General features: G+C 45.4%; 3 protein-coding genes. All 3 read left to right on the top strand.

Features of this window, described 5'->3' with window-relative positions:
• Positions 1 to 175: ABC transporter ATP-binding protein (locus ENN47_03135; GenBank protein HDP77176.1), on the top strand; the 175-nt coding region annotated here is incomplete at its 5' end.
• Complete coding sequence (locus ENN47_03140) at positions 165 to 935, top strand: hypothetical protein (protein ID HDP77177.1); 771 nt, start codon at positions 165 to 167, stop codon at positions 933 to 935. The genes ENN47_03135 and ENN47_03140, both read left to right, overlap by 11 nt.
• 594 nt (positions 936 to 1,529) lie before the next feature.
• Positions 1,530 to 2,008, top strand: a 479-nt coding sequence (locus ENN47_03145; protein HDP77178.1) for a DUF3887 domain-containing protein, incomplete at its 3' end; no start/stop codon positions are given.

Here is a 2,008-nt window from a genome sequence, read left to right on the forward strand (position 1 = left end):
AATAGATAGGAATGACTTCACCGCTGTCGTCAAAGAAGCAAATTCGCTGAAAGTCCTCACCGATAACCCTAAAGATATCGCGAGACTGAAGGAGATAGCTGGATCAAAAAGAGAAGAGGTTAATCTTGAATCCTTCTTCGGGACTATAGTAAGGGGGAATAAGCATGTTCTATAAAGAAATTCATGAAATGAAATTGAGAGTAATAATAATGTTCGTCGTTTTGCTGGTCTCGTTGGTAACAACTATTGCTCTCAGACCTTATGCAGCACAGATGATGGAAGAGATGACCGCTCAACTAGAAGAGATGCCGGATTTTCTTAAGAATCTCATGGGAGACGTTTCAGGTCTTTCGAGACTTAATGACGACAACTACTATCTGTTGAGTCAGTGGCACGGAAAGAACTACGGGCAGTTTCTCCCCTTCGTCGTTCTGCTGATTGCCTTCCCAATATTTGCAAAGGAATTCGACAAGAAGACGATCTACTTCCTGCTTTCAAGAAAGAACAGGAACGAGGTGTTCAGGACGAAGTATCTTGCGGGACTCGGAGCCGTGCTGACAATAACGGCGGTCTTGTCCTTGCTCGGTCCAGTAGCAATGAATTTAGCCGGTTACAGCACAGTGTTTGCCGATACGCTGAAAGTGCTGCTCCAGCAGCTGGTCGGAGCCACATTCTTCTACTCTCTTTTTACGATGATTTCTATAATGAGTAGAGATCAGGTTAAACCAGTCGTCGCCGGAGTAGTAATAGTCCTAGGATTGCCCATACTTGGAATGATTGATGCGCTCTCCTGGCTGAATCCATATCCTTTTATACTGGGATCAAGTGTAGCGCAGAAGGGAACTGTTGACTGGATCTATCTGGTCTCATTGCTTGCAGTGACAGTTTTACTGACCGCAATTGATTACAAGGTCTTTGAAAAGAAAGAAGTTTGAAAACTGGCCACCGTCAGACCGGTTCAGTCTCTCGACGATGAACTTTCTCGTCAATCATGGTCCTAGCACTTCCGCTCGAGAGCTTATGACAACCATAAATCAAGGAGTTAAACGCCAGTCATATGCCGGCTCTTGTACGAATACTTCGGTTGACTTCTGAAGATCCTGATCTTAAATCCTCCCTTGAGGGAGGAGGGCCACGTAGTGGCGGAGGGTGTTATATCTGAAACCAAATGAAGCCGCTGCCTCGAAATAGCATATAAAGGCGTTTGCTCGATGCTCCTTCCAAGTTGTGGTGTGAGCATACACAGAAAGCACAAATCTAACAACGTGAAGAGTGACTACATCGTTCAAATCCAAAGAGGGCACTAGCTTTGAGACGCACTTCAAAGAGCACACTCCCCACCGCAAGCGGTCCCCCCCGCTCAAGCGGGGATTTAGGATCAAGAGCGTGCAGTGGCTCTTTCGAAAGACGGCTCTCTAAAGCGACTAGCGGGTTTTTGTCCTTAAGCGTGCAGCGGATCTTTGCCGCGAACAGAAATCTTGATTCTCAAAGGAAATAGTAATATAGCTAATTGCTAAGGAGGAAGAAAAATGATCAAAAGGATTTTAGTAAGTGCGGTTCTAATTGCATCGGTTCTATCTTTCGCGTCGATCGATGTCGCAAAGCAGTACTTCGACAGTTTCTTCAACGGGAAGTATCCCGAAGCTTATGAGCTGCAGAATGCCGAGATGAAGAAGGCGCAACCGCTTTCAGCAATGAGAAATCTCAGAGGGCAATTGCAGATGCAGGTTGGAGATTTCGCCCAGGTTCTTGATATCAGCGAAGTACCTCAAGGCGATCTTGTATCCTACATATTCGCCTCTGAATTCAAGGCGGGGATATTCGATGTGATAATTACTCTGGATGCAGATAAAAAGGTCGCGGGATTCTTCATAAGACCATCTACTTACGTAAAGCCCGAAACGGAGAGCATAATGATTGAAACAAGAAATGAAGTAGTCGACACCTATCTCAAGGGATTCTTCTCCGGAGAATTCGAGAATATCTTCGAGCTTCAGAATGAACAGGT

Origin of the sequence: Mesotoga infera, assembly GCA_011045915.1 — a bacterium.
Lineage (GTDB): Bacteria > Thermotogota > Thermotogae > Petrotogales > Kosmotogaceae > Mesotoga > Mesotoga infera_D.

What these genes read in the sequence shown, in the direction of transcription:
- ENN47_03140 (HDP77177.1), top strand. Translation starts at nt 165, where the DNA reads ATGTTCTATAAAGAAATTCATGAAATGAAATTGAGAGTAATAATAATG.